At 68.2% G+C, this 18681-nt stretch carries 16 protein-coding genes; 5 read left to right on the top strand and 11 right to left on the bottom strand.

All coding sequences use genetic code 11. The features are described from left to right. Positions 1-28: 28 nt before the first annotated feature. The 9 genes from ACX27O_RS02110 to ACX27O_RS02070 all read right to left on the bottom strand — a co-directional run bounded on the left by ACX27O_RS02110 (position 29) and on the right by ACX27O_RS02070 (position 10770). The gene (locus tag ACX27O_RS02110) at positions 29-1630 is read right to left on the bottom strand and encodes a restriction endonuclease (protein ID WP_458938861.1); all 1602 of its coding nucleotides are present in this window, start codon (positions 1628-1630) and stop codon (positions 29-31) included. Between the two features lie 546 nt (positions 1631-2176). Continuing rightward, the gene (locus ACX27O_RS02105) at positions 2177-2947 is read right to left on the bottom strand and encodes a TatD family hydrolase (protein WP_458938860.1); all 771 of its coding nucleotides are present in this window, start codon (positions 2945-2947) and stop codon (positions 2177-2179) included. Next, complete coding sequence (locus ACX27O_RS02100) at positions 2944-4029, bottom strand: hypothetical protein (RefSeq protein WP_458938859.1); 1086 nt, start codon at positions 4027-4029, stop codon at positions 2944-2946. Before ACX27O_RS02100 ends, ACX27O_RS02105 begins: the two co-directional genes overlap by 4 nt. Before the next feature lie 197 nt (positions 4030-4226). Next, the gene (locus ACX27O_RS02095; RefSeq protein WP_387106667.1) at positions 4227-4670 is read right to left on the bottom strand and encodes a hypothetical protein; all 444 of its coding nucleotides are present in this window, start codon (positions 4668-4670) and stop codon (positions 4227-4229) included. Positions 4671-4985: 315 nt separating this feature from the next. Further along, on the bottom strand, positions 4986-6803 hold the full coding sequence (locus ACX27O_RS02090) for a KAP family P-loop NTPase fold protein (RefSeq protein ID WP_458938857.1): 1818 nt from the start codon (positions 6801-6803) through the stop codon (positions 4986-4988). Positions 6804-7481: 678 nt separating this feature from the next. Beyond that, positions 7482-8231: a DUF2637 domain-containing protein gene (locus ACX27O_RS02085; protein ID WP_458938856.1), complete on the bottom strand. Its 750-nt coding sequence runs from the start codon at positions 8229-8231 to the stop codon at positions 7482-7484. After that, entirely contained in the window at positions 8228-8620 is a 393-nt protein-coding gene (locus ACX27O_RS02080; protein ID WP_458938855.1) for a hypothetical protein, read from the bottom strand. The genes ACX27O_RS02085 and ACX27O_RS02080 overlap by 4 nt, the downstream gene beginning before the upstream one ends. A gap of 282 nt (positions 8621-8902) precedes the next feature. Beyond that, positions 8903-9805, bottom strand: coding sequence for a tetratricopeptide repeat protein (locus ACX27O_RS02075; protein ID WP_458938854.1), 903 nt, complete (start codon positions 9803-9805; stop codon positions 8903-8905). 77 nt (positions 9806-9882) lie between these two features. Further along, the gene (locus ACX27O_RS02070; protein WP_358129854.1) at positions 9883-10770 is read right to left on the bottom strand and encodes a helix-turn-helix domain-containing protein; all 888 of its coding nucleotides are present in this window, start codon (positions 10768-10770) and stop codon (positions 9883-9885) included. Positions 10771-11007: 237 nt separating this feature from the next. Here ACX27O_RS02070 and ACX27O_RS02065 point away from each other — a divergent pair, with 237 nt between their 5' ends. The 5 genes from ACX27O_RS02065 to ACX27O_RS02045 all read left to right on the top strand — a co-directional run bounded on the left by ACX27O_RS02065 (position 11008) and on the right by ACX27O_RS02045 (position 16902). Next, a complete protein-coding gene (locus tag ACX27O_RS02065; protein WP_030332313.1) occupies positions 11008-11745 on the top strand; it encodes an SDR family oxidoreductase in 738 nt (245 codons plus the stop codon). A 24-nt stretch (positions 11746-11769) separates the two neighbouring features. Further along, on the top strand, positions 11770-12072 hold the full coding sequence (locus ACX27O_RS02060) for a hypothetical protein (protein WP_458938853.1): 303 nt from the start codon (positions 11770-11772) through the stop codon (positions 12070-12072). Positions 12073-12210: 138 nt separating this feature from the next. Next, a complete protein-coding gene (locus ACX27O_RS02055; protein WP_030332309.1) occupies positions 12211-12981 on the top strand; it encodes an IclR family transcriptional regulator in 771 nt (256 codons plus the stop codon). A gap of 454 nt (positions 12982-13435) precedes the next feature. Further along, positions 13436-14866, top strand: coding sequence for an extracellular solute-binding protein (locus ACX27O_RS02050; RefSeq protein ID WP_030332306.1), 1431 nt, complete (start codon positions 13436-13438; stop codon positions 14864-14866). A gap of 128 nt (positions 14867-14994) precedes the next feature. Continuing rightward, complete coding sequence (locus tag ACX27O_RS02045; protein ID WP_358129842.1) at positions 14995-16902, top strand: ABC transporter permease; 1908 nt, start codon at positions 14995-14997, stop codon at positions 16900-16902. A gap of 112 nt (positions 16903-17014) precedes the next feature. Here the strand turns inward: ACX27O_RS02045 and ACX27O_RS02040 are convergent, their stop codons facing one another. Both ACX27O_RS02040 and ACX27O_RS02035 read right to left on the bottom strand, forming a co-directional pair. After that, the gene (locus ACX27O_RS02040; protein WP_030332302.1) at positions 17015-17626 is read right to left on the bottom strand and encodes a dihydrofolate reductase family protein; all 612 of its coding nucleotides are present in this window, start codon (positions 17624-17626) and stop codon (positions 17015-17017) included. Positions 17627-17764: 138 nt separating this feature from the next. Continuing rightward, on the bottom strand, positions 17765-18658 hold the full coding sequence (locus tag ACX27O_RS02035) for a helix-turn-helix domain-containing GNAT family N-acetyltransferase (protein ID WP_030332300.1): 894 nt from the start codon (positions 18656-18658) through the stop codon (positions 17765-17767). Between the last annotated feature and the right edge of the window lie 23 nt (positions 18659-18681).

Here is an 18681-nt window from a genome sequence, read left to right as displayed (position 1 = left end):
TTCGGGCTGGGCCGTTCCCTCGCCTGTCTCAGCTACTGGCGGTTGCCGAGCTGGCACCGTCTGGTCCGGTGGTCGCGGTCCGAGGGCGCTTGATGCCGATCAGGACGTCTTTGCCGAGGTGCTCTTTGATCAGGTAGGTGAGGCGGTTGCCGTCGATGAGTTCGATTCGTCCGTGTTCGCGGGCCTTCTGCCAGGAGCGTGGTGTGAACCATGAGGTGGTGACGAGGATGCCGTGTCCGGCCTTCTTCTCTTCGATGGCGCCGGCGAGTTCGCGGATGTGGCTGACGCCCACGGCGTCTTTGTAGCGTTTGGCCTGCACGATGCTCAGCCGGCCGAGCAGGGCTGAGCGGTTGACGACGACGGCGTCGACTCCGTCGTCGTAGTTTTGTTCGGTGGTCCAGCTTTCTACGCCCATCGCCTCGAAGATCTGCCGGACGAGGTGTTCGAACTCGGTGGGGCTCATCTTCATCAGATCGGGGCGCGAGTCGAGCGTGGAGACCGCGTCCAAGCCGTCGACGAAGGAGAACTTGGTCAGGTCGAAGTCCAGGATTGGAGTGATCGGTTCCAGCTCGTACGGGTGCGGTGAGACGAGGGCGTTGAGGTGGCGCAGGCACACCTCGGGGCGGACCTGGGCGAGGACGAGTTGGGCGAACAGCTCACGTTCGACGTTGAGGCTGATCAGGCAGGGGTATTCGCGCTGCCCGGTGCCGGGGTTGATCGCGTCGACGTGGCCGTTGAACCCGATGCTGGCAAGCTGTGGATCCGCTTCGAACAGGTTGTGCAACGTCAGGAGCGCTACCTGGGCGACGAGCGATCGGTACAGCTCGCTGGTCTCCTTCGTGGGTCGTGGGACCGGTTGGATCTCGTCGCGGGTCTGAACGTACTTGTATCCACGCTCGGTGGGTACAGCGTCGCGGCCGGGGAGCTGCATGCGTACGACGATCTGCGCCTGCTGGGGACTGAAGGTGATCTCCGCGCGCCGGGGGAAGTCGTCTGGCAGGGGTACTTGGTTGAGGGCGAGCCCGAGGACCGACTCGACGGTCTTTCGGTCTCGGGCGCGGTAGCTGGTGATCAGTTGCTCGACGTGTCGGTTGTGCTCCTCAACCTCCGCCAGATGTTGTCGGACCCGTGCGTCATGATTGCTGCGTGCCGCGTCGAGCCGCCGCCGCCGGTCGGCGTCGGCGGCCTGCCATGCCTGCATGGCCTGCTGATGGGCGGCGCGGGCATGGGTGAGCTGCTGCTGGTAGCGGTTCTGCCCGCCGAGGAGCCGGCTGACCATGCCGGGCTGCGGTGGCTCGAACTGCTCCCAGGCCGGCTGCGCGGCGACTGCGGCGAGGTCGCCCGGATTGAACGGCTGCTGCGAGGGCTGACGCTTGAGCGAGGTCAGGTCGATTCGAGCGGTGTGGCGTAGGCCGGAGGTGAGGATCGCTTGGAGCTGCCGGGCCCGGGTCTCGACCTCAGCGGTCCGTAACTCGGTCTCGCGCTTCTGGTCGGCGATGTGCTGGTCTCGTTTTGCCCGATCAGCGGCCTTGGCCGTAGCTGCGGTGGCGCGCTGTTGCCGCTCGAGTTCTCGTACCTGCTGGCGTTGCCAGCGTTCCGATTCATTCGGCGAGGGAGACCTACGCGCCATCCAGTTGCCTCCGGTGAAGAACTCGGGCTGCTGTTTCAGCGCGGCCAGGCTATCGCCGGGAATCGCCCCCGTCTAGCCGTGCGTAGCCGAATCATTACTGGAGGCGTTCGGACGTCACGCTGCCTCTGTTCCCGCGCTGCGGAGGTCGCGCACCAAGCTGTGAGTGGTGCGGTCTGCTGAGGGCCCGCAGTGGCCGACGCGATCTGTACCGTTTGACAATGAGCCACGACCCCTCATGGATGAGGTCGAGGACGGATGGCACTCAGCCATGAACGACCCCCGATCCGAAGGATCTGCCGCAGCCGATGACGGCGGCGCGGACGGAGCCGAGGGGCACGACATCCGAGTTCGCCTAGACAAGCAGGTCGACGACTTCGCGCAGAGGCGTGTCCGGCCGCGGGGGCCTGTCACGCACGAAGAGACACCGCACTTCAAAGTTATGTATTTGTGGTCCTGGGACGGCCACCCAAGCGCGGGGCCTGCAGCCAGCCCTCGGAGGCGATGCTGGCCGGGTAGTCCGCCGACCGTGACGTCGCCCCGTCTGGGTCAGCCGGCGGCGGCGAGCTGGCTCAGCAGAGTCCTATTGAGCAGAGCGGAGCAGCCGGTCTCGCTGACCAGCCGGCTCAGGTTCCGCCACATGAGGGTGCGGATCTCGGTGGCGCTGCCGCCGTAGTGCCGGCCGAGCGCGGTCTCGACGGTGGTGGTGTTGCCGGGCATGCGTGGTTGCGGGGCAGTGCGGTCGCCGAAGGGGTGGTCGGTCTCCGGCAGGATCCGGTCGAGAGGCAGCTGACCCAGGGTGTCGATGCGTTTCACCGCGCTGGCGTTCAGCGAGAAGTAGCAACCGAGCTCGACCGCATGGCGGGTCTGCTCTGCGGTTCCTGTCCACCAGTGCAGGACCGTTCCGCGGATCGGCCTGTGCGTCAAAGCGGCCAGGACCTCGTCGTGCGCGCCGGCCGAATGGATGCTGGCCAGGCGTGGCTGGCGCTGCAGCACGCCGAGGATCGCGTCGAACGTGACCATTTGCCGTTCCAGGCCGCCCTTGCGGGAGCCGTCCAAGCCGATTTCGCTGACGTACGGCGTGCGGGCCACCAAATCCTCGAACTGCGCGACGTTGAAGCTGGTGTGGTTGCGGGCCAGACCAGGATGACAGCCAGCACCCCAGATCACGCGAGGGTCGCGCCGCCGCAGGGCGGTGCGGGACTCGGTGAGGGTGCGGCAGGCCGCGAAGACGATGCCGGGCAGCGCGATGAGCTCAGCGGCGTCGATAGCCACGTCGACGTGGGCATGCAGATCGAGGGGAGCCAGCCGTGCGGTCATCGGGGGAGGGTCTCCAGTTCGTGCATGCCACGTTCGATCAGCGACTTCGCGTCGGCCAAGGGGTAGTGGTCGGGCAGGGTGAGGGTGATCAGGTCGGCGGCGCGCAGGCCACGGCCCAAGAACCCGCGCAGTGACGCCGCGACCGACTTATCGCGCAGGTAGGCGGCCAGGCGCGGATCGTCTCTTGTGTCGAGGTAGCTGGTGTGGTCGGTGAGGTGACTGGCGCGAAACGAGGCCCGGCGCAGCAGGCAGCCGAAACACACCCCGCAATGCGACAACACCGGGTAGCCGAGGCTGCGATGTCCGGTGTGGCCGCAGGAGTGTGTCATCGATAGAAACTCCGAGGCCGCCTTCGCCCCGACCAGGTCCCTGACCCGGGTGAACATCTCGCCCTTGGTCATCGCCGACAGGGGATTGCTGATCGGCGCGTGTGCCCCGGTGACGGTGGCGAGGCGGCTGAGCTCGTGCAGGAAGTACGGGTGGGTGGTGCGGGTGGACACGCTGCCGCGCTGGTCGGCGCCCAGCGGCAGGTTCAGCGACGCGAAGCCGTTCTCCGGGATGTGCAGCTCGACCTGTTCGATGGAGGCCATGGCCAGTCCGAGCGCGAGGAACAGCAGGGAGCGCGTGCGCGTCGAGCGTTCGTCGGGGAACCGGTGTCCGTTCGGCTGGGTGGTCTTGCGACTGAACCGGATCTGATGGTGGGCAAGACCACGGCTGCCGGTCAGCGCAGCGATCCGGGTGGCGACCTCACGTTGCCGGGGCGCGAGGTTGGTGGCGCCGATGTGGGAGAACAGCAGCTGGCGGCGCTCGCCGAGCTCGTGCTGCGACAACAGGGCACCGACGGCGGAGTCGGCGCCGCCGCTGAGCAGGACCACCCGATGCGCGCCGGCATACCGGTAAGTGGCGGCCTCGGTGGGCAGCTGGGCCGGGTGGAAAGTTAGCGACCAAGCGTCGCCGGACAGGAACCCGAGCAGAGCTTCCCAGTGCGCCTGGCTGGCTTGCCACGCATCGGGATCGGTGACCGGGATGTGTAGCTGGAATCGGCGCTGCGACCAGCTCGAGCCATTGGCGCGGCGGGTCACGGACCGGTCGGCGGCGTAGACCAGGACGGCGAGGCGGACCAGGTCGGCATTGGCCGGCCGAACCGGTCCGAACTGGCCCAGGCTCGGGCCGACCGGGCTGGTGAAGGAGCCGACCGCGTTCGGAGTCCAGTAGAACGTCGAGCGTGCAGCGTCGTGCGGGAGTTGCTCGGGGAGGGTGAAGGCCATCGTGAAGGTGTTCATGGCCGGCCCCAGATCGTGCGCAACGATTCGATGCCCTTCTCGATAGCACGTCTCAATTCGCCTTCGGTAGCGCCGGTGACGCTCAGTGGCGCGTTGTCGGCCAGCACTCGGGCGGTGGCGCGCATCTCGTCCTCGGCGGCCAAGACCGCCGCCGCGGTCGGGTCGCCCTGCTGTAGGCGGGCGGCCGTCTCGCTGCAGGCCGCTTCGAACACGATCAGCGCGATCGTCTCGCGGACGATCTCGTCCGCCGTCGGTGCGGCACCGTCGGCTTGCTCCTGCAAGATCCAGCTTGCGATGTCAGCAGCGACCAGCCGCTGCTCGTGATCTTCAATCGTGCCGTCCTGCAGCGGTCCGCACGCCGCGTCGACGATGGCTTTAGTGACTTGTAACGGGTCGGGGTTGGCGCGCAGCGCGTCATAGTCGAGCCCGAGGTCACGCACCGCCTGGGCATCGCCGGTCCGTAGTCCATAGGCGGCCGCCGCAGCTCGGCTCGCCGTCCGAGCCGACCCCGCGATCGTCCGTTGAGCGCCCCCGCCCGCACCACCGCCTCCGCCGCCGGCGCCTCCTGCTCCACCTCCGGGGCCGTCACCACCGCCACCGAACAGCCGCAGGGCCGGTGCCAGCGCCGCGGGTGTCAACGGCGGGCGGGGCTGGTTACCACCGGCTCCACTGCCGATCCACTGCGCGACTGCGTCACGCAGATCCTTACCGGCCTTACCGCCGCCGCCCGTGTAGGAGCCTTTCGTCCCCACCGGCTACCGCCCGCCGCGCAGCACGAGGCCCAGAGCGTTCCGCACCGGTCCGTCGGTGGTGGCATCGTGCCACTGCTGCAACACCGGAGCGAAGACCTGGGCATCGTTCTGGAACCTCATGATCGCCGCGACGGTCAGGTCGTCGGCAGGCACCGTCTGCAAAGCCCGGTTGGCGGCCTCCGCCGCTTGCTGGTAGCGCGGGACCAGCCGCACGATGGCGGCGAACGCGGCGGGCTGGTTGCTCGGCTGGTCCCGGCCGACTCGCCCGAAGTATTCGATCAGCAGGGTCGCATCGGTGAGACCGAGAGCGTCGAGGTCGGCGTCGGTCACCGACTTCTGCTCGGCGCGTGAGTGGGACAGCAGGTTCGCGGCCAGATCCCGCAGCCGGCTCGGCAGCCCGGTGTCGAGCAGCAGCTTGCCGGTGAACGACGCCGCCAGGTACAGGTACGGGGCGAGGTCATCGCCGGCCAGCGCAGGCGGAAGCTTCGCCCATCGGAGCAGATCATCACTGAACTGCACCGCAGCCGGGCTAGCAGCTGTGGTCTTCGGTGCACGACGGTCCTTGCCCGCCGGCTCCGGTGAAGCCTCCGGGGTAGCGTCAGCCTCGGGTGCCGGACCGCGGGCCGTCCTGCCCGCAGCCTTCTCTAGGGCGCGGATCTGCTCGCGCAGGTCGCCCTTGGCCAGCCAGTCGAGGACGTGCGTGAAACCGTCCTTGATGAGCTTCTCCAGGACCATCAGCTTCGCAACGACCTCCTCGTCCAGGGTGATCCCGCGGTGCGCGGCCACCGCCTGACGCACCCGTAGGTCGTTGAGGAACCGTTTGATCCGGCGCGGGTTACCCCGCAGCTTCTCGTACAGGATCGGGGTCAGGCGGGCCGCGAACGCTATCTGATCGGTGATGACGCGACCGGTGATCACAGTGCCGAGGTCGTCGAGAGCTCCGCCGATGCGCCGCTGGTCATCGCAGTGCCGCGTGTACGACCTCAGCTCCTCGCGTTCGGTTACGTGCAACAACTGGAGCAGGATCAAATATGCCTCGGTGTCGAACCTACTCAGCGCAGGGATCGGCACGGTCGTCTGCACGATTTTGTGCAGGTAGAGGCTGGCCGGTTCCTCCGGGAGGAACTCGTCGGCCGAATCCGGTGCCCGGCTGGGAGCCGGGAACCGGTCCCGGATCGCGTCGGCGACCCGGTCCTCGTCGGCGGCGATGACGAAGGCCATCTTCGGCACGGCCAAGAACAGCCGTATCGCCTCCAGCGTCTCGACCACGGTGTCAGGCAGGCACCGGTCGAGGTCGTCAACGAGCACGACCACGCGTTCCACCCCGGCAAGGCCCGGGGACTCCATCAGCGCTTCGAACTCGCCCCGGAACTGCTCAAGGCCGCGCGATGGGCCGGGCCCGTTGTCCGATGGTTCGGCGACCAAGTCCAGCACATCGTCGAGCTTGGGTAACTGCATCGTGATGCCAGCACGGGCGGTCAGCTTGATCGCCTTGGACCATTGAACCCGTTTGGTGAGTTTCTTGGCCAGCTCCAGAGTGGCACGAGACCCGGTTTCGGTGTTGATTTCGTGCAGCTTGCGGGTGATGGCGGCGAGGATCTCACCGATCAGGGCCTCTTTCGCGCCCGCGCTGGGGTCGTAGCGCCACGGGTCGGTGCTGACGATCAAGATCTGCTTGTCGGGGCCGAGATTGCGTTCCTTGAGGCCGCTCTCGATGAGCTTGAGGACGGTGGTCTTCCCGCTGCCCCACGCCCCGGACACCCCGACCGCCACTGGGTCGAGGGTTTCGTCCAGCACGGCGTCGATCACTGTCGTCGCCACGGCTGAAAACGCCAGCAAATCGATGTTGTCGGGCTCGTCCGACCACAGCCCCGACCGAGGCCCCTGACCTGGCTCCACGCACGTCCTCCCCGACTATACGTGCGCCGGCGGACGCTGCGCCCGACGGCGCAGATAGTCTCCGCTTCGTACACCTGTCCGGGAACCCGACACGCCGGCCGGCATGATCCGGCCGAGGTTTACCCATTCGGGTGACATGCCGGTGGCCCGGACGCTTCCATCGAATAGGCGTTAAGGCATGGATCCCGGCCCGCGGAAGGCATCAAGGCCTTCGATGCGGGCCTGATGCGGGCGAGGCGTAACGGCGGGAGCATGCCGCCCAGCCTCGCCGCCCTGCCACATCCCCCCGGGCTCTTGACACCTTGAGAAGCCGCCGCTGACGATTGGATGAGAAGTCTCATGCAGCGCTACATCACCCCGACGAAGAACTCCTCGCCGCTGCGGTTGTGGCAGCATGCCGTCGGTCAGGCTGAGCCTACCCAGGTGGGAGCCTGCAGTAATGAGGCCACGAACGTTCTTTCGCACTCCCTAAACCGGCTCCTGTCAGATTCTGCGAACTCCTCAATTTCCTGATCTTGTATTTGGCCGGAGGTCTGATGGGTAGAAGATGGCAAGAGCGGCAAAGCGGGAATTTTGGGGAGGCTGTCCCACGGGTCGTCGTCAAACCCTTCGAGAAGAACCTTCTGCTGGTTTTCTCGCATCCTCAAGCTTGTCCGCCGCAAGGCGTCGGACGTGGCGTTCGGACACGCCCGCGGCCACAGCCAACTCCGCCAGGCTGGCCTGGGGACGTTCGGCGCGAAGTCGGGCTACGACATCTGCCGTCCGCTCCGCGCGCCCTGTCACTCGCCTGCGTTGCCCGCTTCGCCGCAGAGGCGGCGACACCCCAGCCGTCGCCAAACCGTCGGCGACTCTGGTTTGCTGCGCTTGCTTCGTCTCAGTCACCGAGTCCGACGGGTGCGACTCCATTGGTGGCGCAGACGCAGCACCGGAGGCCAGCGGTTGCTGAGGGCGGACGATGTCCGGCGATCGAGGGTCGTTGCCTGGGGCCGGTTGCGCTCTAGTCAACATCTCCACGACCAGCAACAACGCCACCGCCGGCCAGGCCGCCACGATCCGCGCGCCGAGACTCGGCTCGGCGGCGGCGATGTTCGCCGCCACGCTGGCCGCCACCCCGACCGCGAACGCCGTCCGAGCCGACCAGCGCACCCTCCGGCCGGCGCGCTTGTCCTCGACCATGGCCGCCGACGCGACGACCAGCATCCCGTCGACCGACAGCGGAAGTACGTAGGCGACCTCGGGACGCTCACCGAACCTCAACGCCACGGCGACCATGTGACTCCACGACGACCAGGCAGCAATCCCGGCCACCGCCACCGTGCTCACGTCTCGGGCAAGCCGGGTCGGCGTCATCGAACCACCCCCGACCCGGGCCGTCGCTCGATGGCCTGAACCTCGACGGGGTCCACGGAAGGACGTCCACCGATGTCCAACCGCGTCTGGACATCGACCCATCGCCGCCACCGGTCGACGACTTCGCCCGCGTCGAGACCGGTCGCTTTCGCGATGTCCGTCAGGTCCGCGCCCGCCCGCAGCGCGGTGTGGATCAATGAGGGTTGCCAGCGAGTCCACCAGGACACCACCGCAGCGGACAACGCCAGCTCCGTCAGGACGTCATCGAGTCCGGTTCCCGGCGTCCGAGCGACGGCATGGTCATGAAGATCGAGGAGGAGTTGGAACGGGTTGATCTCTTCCGCATCGGCGAACCGCACCGGCGGGTCGGACGGGTGGCCCGGGTTCATCGGGCACCGCCCGGTGCCCGTGAGCTGGGCAAAGCCAGCGGTAGGGGGTCACCGGCGATCGTGGCGGTGTGGTTCGCATGGTGGTACCTCCGGCCCACCATTCGGCGCCTCTGAGCTGCGACAGCTCCAACCGAAGATCATCGGGCACGGCCAGGGCACAACTCAGGCATGATCTTGGCTTCCGAGATGTGCAAACGAGTTGCCGTCCGCCGGCCGCAGAAGGTTGCCGACCAGGCGGCGCGGGCGGCCCTCCTCCGGTGGGACCTGCGTGACGGATCGGTCTCAGGGCATGCGTGACGTGTCCCGGCTAGACGATCTACGGCCAGTCGTAGATTCTTCTGACAGGCGGCTGTGCCGTGCGCCGTGACGGAGCAGGAGAAGCCCGAAGGCGCCCGATATCGCAACAGCGGTCAGGCCAAGGACGGCTGCGGTTGGGACTCCTCGGGTAGCGCCGTAACCCGCGCCTGCCGCGACAATTCCGGCGGCGCTCGCCGCTGCCGACACCTGGGGCAGTGTGAGCATCGGGAGCACGCCGCGTGCCGACCACGTGAACACGCCTCTGACAAGGATGACGGCCAGCGCGACAAGGCAAGGCCACACCATCCAACGAGCGGCCGTCGACCTGCCGGCGTCTACCGCGAACCAACCAACCAGCAACACGATCGCGGCCGGGAGGATCACCAGGTGCATCGCGACGGCTAGGTTCCGGCGATGGAGCCTTCGATATTGCCTGGCCAGGTGCCGTGCAGGGGCACTGTCCGGATTCACAGTGAGCGCCCGATCGATGAGCTCCTTGAACCGCGCTACATCGCGATCAACCTCGACGACGTTCCGGGCGAGCAGGGTCAGCGCCTCGTGGTCATCGGGTGCAAGCTCCACCGCGCGCTTCGCGTCGGCATACGACTCCCGGTCCCGCTTGAGCATGAGAAGAGCGAGCGCCCGGTAGCGGTAGGCAGCCACATCCTCGGGGTCGATGTCGATTGCTCGACCAGCCGCATCGACCGCAGCGGCATGGTCGCCGAGTCCAATCAGGGCGCCGGCGAGGCGGCGCCAGGCAATGGCGTCATCCGGGCGGGCGTTCAGGTGCTCGCGCAGCAGTTCGATGGCGGGCCCGAACTGCTCGGCCCGAACCAGCTCGCGCGCACGCGCGACCGCATCGTCGCCGTTTCCGGACTGCGGTTCCATGCCGCTGCTCCCTATCCCCGCCTGATCAGCCTGGCAGGCGGTACGCGCCTCTGATCGGCCCGACCCCTACATGGTCATCATGGCTCGTGCCTGTCGGCCGGGCGGTCGGGGGCTGCCTGGGATGGCTGACCTCCAGCCGCCGGCTGGGCCGCGATCACCCGATCTGCTGCCGCCAGGGCGGCCAGAGCCTCGGCGCTGTCGGGTTCAGGTGTGCCGACCAGCAGTTGTTGACCGGGAGCGTCGCGGACGTCGAAGGTCTGGTAGGTCAGCTCGACCCGCCCCGCCTCGGGGTGGTTTATGACCTTGAACATCCGGGTCAGACCCCGCACGGTCTGGTCTTCCCAGAGGGTGCGGAACGTCGGCGAGTCCCGTCGCAGGTCGGCCACGAGCGCCCGAATGTGGGGGTCTTCCGGGAAGCGGCCGGCGTTGAGGTGCAGGGCGTGTACGACGTTCTCGGTCAGGGACGGCCAGTCGGGGAAGACGGCGCGGGCCTGCGGATGCTGGAACAGCACCCGGACCATGTTGGTCGGACCGGTGAACGGGGACAGCAGGGCAGCCGCCACGCTGTTGGTCGCCAGCACCTCGAATGCGGGATCGAGCACGTAGGCGGCGGCGGTGGGGAAGGCGTCCAGCAGCCGCAGCAGCGCCGGGTGCACGGAGTCCCGGGAGTTGTCCGGTCCGAGCCGGGGGTGGAGCCCGGCGAGCCGGAAGAGATGGCGGCGCGCGTCGGGGTCGAGGTGCAGGGCCCGTCCAATGGCGTCGAGCAGCTGTGCGGAGGGGTTGCGCTCCCGGCCTTGTTCGAGGCGGGCGTAGTAGTCGGCGCTCACTCCGGCCAGGACTGCGAGTTCCTCGCGGCGCAGCCCGGGTACCCGGCGGTCGCCGCCCCTGGGCAGTCCGACCTCTTTCGGGTCGACTCGCGCGCGGCTGGCCCGGAGGAATTCCCCGAGCCGGTTTGCATCGGGCATGTCGATCAGCCTAGGACTTCGGGCCGGAGTCTCCGGCCGCCTGGTGACTTCGCCGCCGGGTTGCGCCATCCGCAGGTGGAGAGCGCACGGGACAGAAAACCCTTAAAGCGGATGAAAGGTACGCCGTGCCGGGGTGTGGCGCACCCCGGAAGCCTCGCCCTTCCAGGGCCCGCGTACCGGCCGGATTGTTGAGCTGCGGCGCTCGGGCAGCGGGCCCGACGTGCAACAGGAGGATCAGTGGAAGACAGTCCCGGCTCGAAGATCGTTCTCATTACCGGTTCGAGCAGTGGTATCGGTGCGGCGACCGCCCGCCGGCTGGCCGCCGACGGCCATCACGTCGTGCTCGGTGCCCGACGCGTCGACCGGCTCGCCGCGCTCGTCGACGAACTGCGCGCCGCCGGTGGCACCGCCGAGCACCATGAGCTGGACGTCACGAGCCGAGACAGCGTGCTCTCCTTCGTCGGGGGCGCCCACGAACGGCACGGCCGCATCGACGTACTGGTGAACAACGCCGGCGTGATGGCGCTGTCCACCCTCGACGCGCTGCGGGTCGACGAGTGGGACCAGATGATCGAGGTGAACCTGCGCGGCACCCTGTACGGCATCGCCGCCGCGTTGCCGCTGATGCGCGCCCAGGGCACGGGACACATCGTCAACATCGGTTCCACCGCCGCCTACCGCGTCGACCCGACGGCTGCGGTCTACTGCGCCACCAAGTACGCGGTCCGGGCGCTCACCGAAGGACTGCGCCAGGAGAGCCGGGACATCCGGGTGACCCTGGTGAGCCCTGGCTACACCCACTCGGAACTCGCCGAACGGGGTGGCGACCCTGCGGTGCGGGCTGCCGTCCAGGCGGCGGCCGAAGAGCTGGGAATGCCGGCCTCGGCGGTAGCCGACGCGATCGCCCACGCGATCGCCCAGCCGGGCAGCGTCGACGTCAACGAGATCATCATGCGGTCGACCGCGCAGGGCTGACCGCGCATCACGAGGAGTGCACCAATGAGCGAAGCGCTTGAGATGACGACGTTCCGGCTCGTCCCCGGCCTCACCGGCGCCGACTTCGTCAACGCCAACGAGGACATCAACGACTACCTGCGGCGCCAGCCCGGCTTCCGGTGGCGTCGGATCGTGCAGGACGACGACGGCACCGTCACCGACATCGTCGCGTGGAACTCCGCCGCGGACGGCCGCCGCAGCGCCTCGGGGATCATGACCGAAATGGCCGATTCCCCGGTGCACACCACCATCGACCACGCCACTGTCGACTTCCGGATCGTCCCGGTGCTGCGGCACCTCAGTTGATCCCGATCTGCCGGGACCACCCCTCCTGGACGACGCGTCCGAGACCTGGCGTCGAGGGCTGACGTCGATATCCTCTTCAGGTGCCGGCCCGTGTGGAGATCGTTGACACGGGCTCGGCACTGCGAAGGGACTATCGACATGCCCCGTGTGGTACCGGCGGTCAACCGCGCACTCAACGTCCTCGAGCTGTTCCTGGACTGCCCGCAACTGTCGGCGCGCCAGGTGATGGAGCGGCTCGACCTGCCCCGCACCACCGTCCACGAGCTGCTCGTGACGCTTGAGGCTCGTTCGTACCTGATCTCCGTACCGGGTCAGCCGGTGCAGTATCGGCTCGGCATGCCGCTGTTTCAGCTCGGCGCGGCGTTCGCGGGTCGGCTTGATCTGGTTCGGGAGGCGCAGTGCGTGGTGCGGGACGTGGCTGCCGCCTGCCACGAGGCGGTCCACGTGGCGGTGCTCGACGGCCCCGATGTCGTCTATCTCGTCAAGTTCGACAGCACGCACCCTGTCCGGATGGTCTCCGGGGTGGGGCGGCGGTTGCCGGCGCACTGCACGGCGGTCGGCAAGGTGCTGCTGTCGAGCCTCGATGAGGAGAGCCTGGACGCTGTCCTGACGAAGGGCGAACTGCCGGGCATGACGCCGGAGAGCATCACCGACCCGGACCGGCTCCGCGAGCACCTCGATCGGGTCCGGGCGGAGAGTGTCGCTGTCGACATCGGTGAGTCCGACAGCGCCATGCGCTGCGTCGCCGCGGCGATCCGGGACCATTCCGGTGCCACCATCGCCGCGATGAGCCTGTCCGCACCGATCATCCGCTGGACGCCGCAGGCGCACGTGGAGTGGACGGGGCTGGTTCGCGAGGGCGCGGCCGCGCTGTCGGCGCGCATGGGCTACCGGGCGCAGTCGCGGTAGTCAGCCTCCCGTTTTCGGTTCGAAATCACATCGAAACATTGACAGCTGTCTTGGCGCTGCTCTAGCGTCGCGACCACTCGATCCGGTATCTCGAACTCAGTTCGAAATCTCGAACGGTGGTGGTCTCGTGGCCCGACCGAACTGCAACGTCAGCGCAGCTTTCTCGGCCCGGTCGCCGATCGCCTCAACCTCGTCGCGCTACCCGACGAGCGGCGCGCGGAGTCTCTCGCGTGGCTCGCTCGGATGCCACGACGACGCGTGCGTCAGCGGACTCCCGACGGTGAGCGGCGGCCGGGGCACGCCCGCCACCGCAACCCCACCAACTGCGACAACGGGTACGCGAGCGCACTGATCGATGCGGGCGACGCGTCCGTGGTCGCCGTCATAGGCACACCTGGAGCACAGGCACGCCTTCGGCGTGCGGTGGTGCGGGGAGACAGAGGAGGCGAATTCCATGAACGACAACCTGGCGTGGTCCCGGCGTGGCTTTCTGGGGATGGGGGTGGGGGTGCTCGGCGCGGCCGGTCTGGCCGCGTGCGGGGGCACCTCCGAGTCCCCCAGCAAGGTGCAGCCGGACGTTCCGCAGGAACTGATCGACGCTGCGGCGTCGATGAAGGGTTCCTCGATGGGGATGCTGTCGCAGAAGCTGTACTCGACGGCGGCGAACGAAGCGCTCGACAGCTCGATCAAGAAGTTCGCCGACACCACCGGGACGAAGATCGAGAACAGTCTCGTCCAGGCTGACGCCGGTGACGTGGTCGCCAAAATCGACGCCGAGGTCAAGGGCGGGGTGGCCCGTGACCTGGCGTTCATGACCGACTCGCGGTTCGTCGCTCAGTTCCAGGCGCTGGGCGACCTGGAGGACGTGACGGACGTCGTCACGGCGTTGACCGCCAAGTACGGCGAGCCCTGCGCCGAGGCCAAGAACTTCTGCGTCTTCGACGGCAAGTGGTTCGCGATCCCGTACCACTTCATCGGGATCGGGTCGTTCCTGCGCAAGGACTGGATGCAGGACAAGGGCATCACCCCGAAGGACATCTACAGCTGGGAGGAGCTGCGGGATCTGTGCCTGGAGATCTCCGATCCGACCAAACGCCGGTTCGGCTGGGGCATGACGGTCAACCGCTCCGGCGACGGCAACGGCATGATCGAGGCGCTGATCAACGCCTACGGCGGGTCGATCGCCGCCAACGACGGCCGGAAGGTCACCTTCAACTCCCCCGAGACGGTGCAGGCGGTGACCTTCCTCGGCGACATCTACACCAACCCCAAGTACAAGCCGATGCTGCCGCCGGGGATCGCCAGCTGGACCGACACCAGCAACAACGAGAACTGGCTCGCCGGGATCCTCGGTTACACCCGCAACCAGTTCAGCGTCTACGCGGACTCCAGGACCAAGAAGAACCCGGTGCACGCGAACACCCACGTGTTCTCCGACTGCATCGGGCCGGCGACCGACAATCCGCTGCTGCTCGGCCAGTCGCAGGGCTTCGTCGTCTTCAAGGGTGCCAAGAACCCGGCGCTCGCCAAGCTCCTGGCGCAGTACCTGGTCAGCGCGCCCGCGCTGCTCGGGGTGGCGAAGGAAGCACCCGGCCTGGTGATGCCCGCCTGGGCGAAGGTCTGGGACGCCGACCCGTTCTTCACCAGCGGCGACCCGGCGTTCCCCATGCTGCGCAAGATCACTGAGTTGAAGCTGCCGCTGAACACGAAGAACGGCCTGGCCTTCCCGCAGAAGGCCAGCGCGGGCCAGCAGGCGGTCGGATCGGCCTACGTCCTGACCGACATGATGCAGCAGGTCGTGCAGGGCACGTCGCCGGCGCAGGCCGTGACGGCCGCCCACGCGAAGATGGTGCAGATCTTCAACCAGCAGGGGCTGCCGCAGTGAGCTCGGTCCGTCCTGCACGGGTCCCGACGGCGGCGAGGAAATCACCGCCGTCGGGGCCTGGCTCCCTCACGGCCGTCCAGCGGCGGCTGGGTCGCGACTGGCGACTCGCGGCCCTGTTCCTGGCGCCGATGGCCGTGCTGGTCGGCGGGCTCGTTCTCGTGCCGATCGCCCGGTCGATCATCACCAGCACCACCGAACGGCACGGGCAGGACAGCGTCTTCGTCGGCCTGGACAACTACCTCGCGCTCGTCGGCGACGACCAGTTCCACACCGGCGTGGTGAACTCGTTCGTCTTCACCGCGTACGCCGAGGTTTTCAAGGTCGTGCTGGGATTGGCCGCAGCCCTGCTGCTGCACCATCGCCGCCGTGGCCGGGCCCTGCTGGCCGGCCTGCTCCTGGTGCCGTGGGTGGTGCCGACGGTGGTGACGGCGTTCAGCTGGCGCGCGCTGCTCGACCCGATCTTCGGCAGCGTCAACACGCTGCTCACCGCCACCGGGATCGGGCCGCTGCTGGCCAGCGCGCACCTGGTCGACAGCTGGCCCGCGGGTTGGCTGTCCGACCCGTCGCTGGCCATGCCGTCGGTGATCCTGGTCAACGTCTGGAAGGGCGTGCCGTTCTTCACCGTGTGCTTCCTCGCCGGGTTGAAGGCCATCCCGGCGGACCTCTACGAGGCGGCGACCATCGACGGGGCCTCGGCCTGGCAGCGGTTCGCCAACGTGACGCTGCCCGGACTGCGCCACGTGATCACCGTGACGGTGACCCTGTCGTCGATCTGGACGTTCAACAACTTCGACCTCATCTGGTTGCTGACCCAGGGTGGCCCGGGCGACGTGACAGCGCCGTACGTGCTGATCGCCTACTCCAAGGCGATCCTCCAGCTCCAGTACGGCGCCGGGGCGGCGGTCACGCTCGTCATGCTGCCGATCATCGGCGGGCTGGTGTTCGTCCTGGTCCGGTTGTTGCGTCAGGACAGCAACATCAAACTGCCCCGACGACGCCGGGCAACGCTGTGGACCGGAACGCGGCGGTGGGCCGGGCCGGCGCGAAAGGCCCTGCCGTGGGTCATCACGGCGCTGGTCACCGGTCTGCTGCTCTGGGCATCGCCGGAGATCTTCTGGAAGGCGGCGGTGGTCCTCGGGGTGATTCTGCTGGTCGCGGCGGCGGTCGGCCGGGTCGTCTCGACCCTCCAGTCACGAGGCGGTCGCCGGTCGTCGTCGGCGGTGTCGGGCGTCGGGTCCTGGGTCGCGCTGGCCGGTCTGCTCTTCTTCGTGCTCGGCCCGCTGTACTGGATCGCCGTCACGGCCTTCAAGTCCGAGGGCCAGGTCGTCATGCGTACCGACGACCTGTGGCCGACGCCGTGGACGCTGGAACAGTTCAGCGCCCTCTTCGCCAACCAGCCGTTCGGCCGCTGGTACCTCAACACTCTGCTGGTGTCGGCGGCGTCCACCGCGGTGGCACTGGTCTGCGCCGCCCTGGCCGGTTACGCGCTGGCCCGGCTGCGGTTCCGCGGGGCGCAGAGCTTCACCGTCACGGTGCTGCTCACCTACGTGATGCCGGGCGCGCTGCTGTTCATCCCGCTGTACCAGATGCTCATCGGCGCTCGACTCACCGACTCGTTGTGGTCGCTGGTGGTGACGTACCCGACCTTCACCCTGCCGTTCGCCACCTGGCTGCTGGTGGGGTACTTCTCGTCGATCCCCATCGAGCTGGAGGAGGCCGCACTTGTCGACGGTTGCAGCCGCGTCCAGGCGTTCGGACGGGTGGTGCTGCCGCTGGCCAAGCCGGGGCTGCTGGCTGTCGCGCTCTTCACCCTGACCAACGCCTGGAACGAGTTCCTCTTCGCCTTCGTGTTCATCACGAAGGACGAGTACAAGACGCTCCCGGTGGGGATGCAGTCGATGATCGCCGGAGACGTCGTGCCACAGGGACAACTCGCCGCGGCGTCACTGCTCGTCAGCATCCCCGTGGTGATCATGTACGCCCTCGGGCAGCGCTTCCTGACCGAGGGACTCACCGCGGGGGCGGTGAAGGGCTGATCCGTTCTGGCCGCTGGTGCCGTCGGCGACCGGCAGCAGCGGCCAGACCGGACTGCCTACCCGCGAACCTGGCTACGGCCGGGGCCCCGGACGGTAGGACCGCATCCACCGCTCATGCGGGCTCGTCTGCGGCCTCGGTGCGGGTGTAGGTCAGGAAGAGAGCGCCACTGCCCAGGACGGTGTGGTCGGTCAGCCGCCAGGTACGTGGGGCGAAGACGGCGTCCCGGCCGAACAGCGGGATGCCGGCGCCGATGGTCAGCGGGGCGAGTTTGACGATCAGCTGATCGATCTCGGGATACAGGGCACCGGCCAGGGCACCACCGCCGATCACCCAGACGTCCTTGCCGTCGTGTCGCTTGAGCTCTCGTACCGTGGCGATCGGGTCCTGGTCGACGACCTCGACGGCCGGATCCGGGCTGCTGCCCAGCGTGCGGGAGAACACCAGGTGGCGCAGGTGGGGGTACGCGTCGGTGACGCCGGCCTTCAGCCCCACCTCGTAGGAGTGGCGTCCTTCCAGCACGGTGTCGAACCGGCTGCCCTCGTCGGTGATGCCGAACGCCTGTCGGGCCGGGCCGGGCAGGGTCTCCGGGTACTCGGCGACGAGGTGGCGCAGGTAGTCCTCCGGAACGGGCCAGAAACCGCCGGGGCCGGTGGGGTCGGCGCCGTCGGGGCCGGCGATGAAGCCGTCCAGGGTGGTGGCGATGTAATACACAAGCTTGCGCACTAACGACTCCTCGCGTGGGTGCCGGGGGCTGTTGTTCGCTCCGGCACCCACCAGCCTGCCCAGCGAGGCGGCGGTCTTCGAGGTCATTTTCGGTGCCGTGCCATCAGGTGGCGATCGATCCTGACCACTCGATCGGGTCTAGGCCAACCGCTTCTCGAACCAGTGGTGGGCGTAGTGCTCGGTGTTGTACGCCTCGATCTCCCGGTAACCGGTCGCCCGGTACAGGGCGATCGCCTCGGTGAGGTTGCGGTTGGTGTCCAGCCGGACGGCGGTCGCGCCATGCTCGGCGGCGTACCGTTCCAGCTCCCCCAGCAGCCGCCGCCCGACGCCGAGGCCGCGTACGGTGTCCGCCACCCACACGCGTTTGATCTCGGCGGCCTCGCCCCGGTGCAGTTTCACCCCGCCGCAGCCGATCGGTTCGCCGTTGAGGGTGGCGAGCAGGAGCACACCGTTGGGCGGGGCGAGCGCATCGTCGTGCAGCGGCTTGCTCAGTGCGGGGTCGAACCCGTCGTCGAGTCGTCGGGCGATGTCCCGGACGTAGGCCCGGAGGCAGGCACGGGCCCGCGGGTCGCCCGGCGGGCACGGCTCGATGACGACCATCGACCCGACGAGCAGCCGTTCCACCTCGGCCATGGCGGTGACGAGTCGTTCCCGGCGGTGTTCGGTGAGCGGTTCGAGGATCGAGGCGGCGAGATCGTCCGAGCGCTGATCGAGGTCGGCCCACTGGGTCCGGCCGGCGTCGGTGAGCGTGGCGACACGTACCCGGCCGTCGCCGCCGGTCCGGTCGACCGGACCGACGGTGATGAGACCGTCGTTCTCCAGGGTGCGCAGGAGCCGACTGAGGTGTCCGGAGTCCAGGCCGAGCCGGGTGCGTAGCGCGGCGACCTCGGCACCGGCGGGGCCGATCTCCCAGAGCAGTCGAGCCTGCCCCAGGGGACGGCCCTGGGCCATGTACTCGTCGTCGAGCGCACCCACCCGTTGGGTGACCGTCCGGTTGAACCGCCGTACGGCGGCGATGAGAGCCGAGTCCATACACCTGACCTTAGTCAGGCTTA

This window comes from Micromonospora sp. SD19 (genome assembly GCF_054462275.1).
Note: the sequence above shows the minus strand (reverse complement) of the source record. Positions and strands in the feature narration are given on the sequence as shown.